The sequence below is a fragment of the Nocardioides sp. genome (genome assembly GCF_030150155.1).
Lineage (GTDB): Bacteria > Actinomycetota > Actinomycetes > Propionibacteriales > Nocardioidaceae > Nocardioides.
Map to the genome: position 1 here is coordinate 1 of NZ_JASLGR010000057.1, position 2,774 is coordinate 2,774.

Genomic DNA, 2,774 nt, shown 5'->3' on the forward strand with positions numbered 1-2,774 from the left:
AGGGCCTGGCCGCCACGGTGAGCAGCAAGGCGACCAAGGTCGGCTGGGACGTCGTCGGCACGGACAACTGGTACGGCTCCATCCCGGCCACGACCGTGTACTACCCGCAGCGGCTCAAGGCCGCGGGCAAGCAGCTCGCCCTCGACCTCGGCATCCGGCGTACGGCGCCGGCCATCGACCCGATGAAGATGGACCGCCTCACCGTGATCCTGACCGCACCGCTGGACTGAGCGCACCTTCGAGACTCCTCACGCGGCAGCGCCGCGGTGCGGGGCTCGTGTCTTCAACCCGCGGGCTCCTGCGCGGCGTTCACCGGCACGTGGGAGGCTAGGGACATGGACTTCGCGTCGGCCCGAGCTGAGCAGAAGTACGCCGCCCTCGCGGCTCTCGCCTCCCAGGCGGTGGTGGCACTCGACTTCGACGGCACCCTCTCGCCGATCGTCGAGGACCCCGCCCAGGCCCACATCCATCCTGATGCCGGTGCGGTGCTGACCGCGCTGGCGCCGAAGGTCAAGGCGATCGCTGTCGTCACCGGGCGACCCGCCCGCCAGGTGCTCGCGCTCGGCGGCCTTGAGGAGGTCGCCGACGCGCTCGCCGCGACCGGCACCGAGCTGCTGGTCTACGGGCAGTACGGCAACGAGCACTGGAACTCCAGCCATCGGGCCATCGTCGGGCCGCGCCCGCCGGTCGGGCTGGCCACCTTCCTGCGGGAGCTGCCGCGGATCCTGCGGAAGTACGACGCCGCGGACGCCTACGTGGAGGAGAAGGGCCTCGCCGTCGCCGTACACACGCGGCGGCTGGCCGACGCGCAGGGTGCCTTCGAGCGGCTGCTCGCCCCGCTGCGCACAGCGGCCGAGGCGCACGACCTCGCGGTCGAGCCCGGCAAGCAGGTGATCGAGGTGCGCTCACCGGGCATGGACAAGGGCCTGGTGGTCGACAAGCTCGTCGACACCCTGGGAGCGAAGGCGATCCTCTTCGCGGGTGACGACCTGGGTGACGTCGAGGCGTTCGAGGCGCTGACCGCGTGGGAGAACGAGGGGCTGAGCACCCTCAAGGTCTGCTCCGCCTCCTCCGAGGAGAGCGCGTTGACGCCGCTGGCCGACGTGGTGGTCAAGGGGCCCGACGGTGTGCTCGAGCTGCTGCGCCAGCTCGCCACCGACGCCGGCTGATGCCCCTCCTGTCCATTCAGTGAGACGGCAGTCCGGCATGCGGGCAGCCGGTTCGTTGCGCGCCCGGGTGCTCCCGTAGCATCGCTACTGCTCATCGAGAGGGACTGAGGGAACGGCCCAGTGAAGTCCCGGCAACCGACCGCGTGTCTCCTCCCACCCCGTGGGCAGGTCGCGGAGCAGGTGCTAATTCCGGCCCAGCACGAGAGACGTGTCGGGGAAGATGAGGAGGAGGACTCATGAGCGCTGCCAACACCGTCGAGCACGGTACCGAGAAGGCATCCCTGCGCGAGGGCGCGTTCGGCAACGCCGTCGCCCTCGCCTGTCGCGAGTGCGGGCACCGCGTCGACCTCGGCCCGCACTACGCCTGTCCGGAGTGCTTCGGCCCGCTGGAGGTCGCCTACGACTTCCCGGCCGTCACCCGCGAGCAGATCGAGGCCGGCCCCGCCAACATCTGGCGCTACAAGGCGCTGCTGCCGGTGCCCTCCGACATCGAGTCCAGCCCCAACACCGAGCCCGGCTTCACCCGCCTGATCGAGGCCAAGAACCTGGCCCACGAGCTCGGCATCGAGAAGCTCTGGGTCAAGGACGACTCCACCAACCCGACCAACTCCTTCAAGGACCGCGTCGTGGCCTGCGCCCTGAGCGCGGCCGTCGAGCTGGGCGCGAAGGTCTTCGCCTGCCCCTCGACCGGCAACCTGGCCAACGCCGTGGCCGCCGCCGGTGCCCGCGCCGGGATCCCGACCGCGGTCTTCATCCCCTCGAACCTGGAGCAGCCGAAGCAGATCAACTCGGCCGTCTTCACCGACCGTCTCGTCGCCGTCGACGGCAACTACGACGACGTCAACAAGCTCGCGCAGGAGATCGCCGCCGAGGAGGAGGGCTGGGCGTTCGTCAACGTCAACGTGCGCCCCTTCTACGCCGAGGGCTCCAAGACCCTGGGCTACGAGATCGCCGAGCAGCTCGGCTGGCGTCTGCCCGACCAGGTGGTCATCCCGGTCGCGTCCGGCTCGCAGCTGACCAAGGTGCACAAGGCCTTCGGCGAGCTGATCAAGCTCGGCCTGGTCGAGGCCAAGGACTACAAGATCTTCGGCGCCCAGGCGACCGGCTGCAACCCGGTCTCGACCGCCTTCAAGGCCGGCGTCGACGCGATCCGTCCGGTCAAGCCGGACACCATCGCCAAGTCGCTCGCGATCGGCAACCCCGCCGACGGCATCTACGTCCTCGACATCGCCCGCACCACGCACGGCGCCGTCGAGGAGGTCACCGACGACGAGATCCGCGCCGGGATCATCTCCCTGGCCCGCACCGAGGGCATCTTCACCGAGACCGCCGGTGGCACCACCGTCGCCGTCACCCGCAAGCTGGTCGAGACCGGCCAGCTGGACCCGACCCTGGAGACGGTGATCATCAACACCGGTCACGGTCTGAAGACCCTCGACGCGATCGCCGGGCAGGTCGGGCCGTGCGCCACGATCGCCCCCAACTACGACAGTTTTGAAGCCGCCGGGATCATCTGACGGCGCGGCTCCAGCGTCGCACGCCACACGAAGGCCCCGTAGCTCCAACGCCGCCCGCGGGGCGGCTCCGTGGGGGCGCGCGCGTCAA

3 protein-coding genes and 1 riboswitch are annotated in these 2,774 nt (G+C 70.2%); all 3 genes read left to right on the forward strand.

The window, feature by feature from the left end; genetic code table 11:
* The coding region (locus Q1V88_RS17095; protein ID WP_300682570.1) for a LytR C-terminal domain-containing protein at positions 1 to 230 on the forward strand (230 nt) is incomplete at its 5' end.
* A 105-nt stretch (positions 231 to 335) separates the two neighbouring features.
* Complete coding sequence (gene otsB, locus Q1V88_RS17100) at positions 336 to 1,169, forward strand: trehalose-phosphatase (RefSeq protein WP_300682572.1); 834 nt, start codon at positions 336 to 338, stop codon at positions 1,167 to 1,169.
* Positions 1,170 to 1,257: 88 nt separating this feature from the next.
* A riboswitch (SAM riboswitch) is annotated at positions 1,258 to 1,396 on the forward strand.
* A gap of 9 nt (positions 1,397 to 1,405) precedes the next feature.
* Positions 1,406 to 2,686 carry a threonine synthase gene (gene thrC / locus Q1V88_RS17105; protein ID WP_300682574.1) on the forward strand — a complete coding sequence of 427 codons (1,281 nt, stop codon included), beginning with the start codon at positions 1,406 to 1,408 and terminating at the stop codon, positions 2,684 to 2,686.
* Positions 2,687 to 2,774 lie beyond the last annotated feature (88 nt).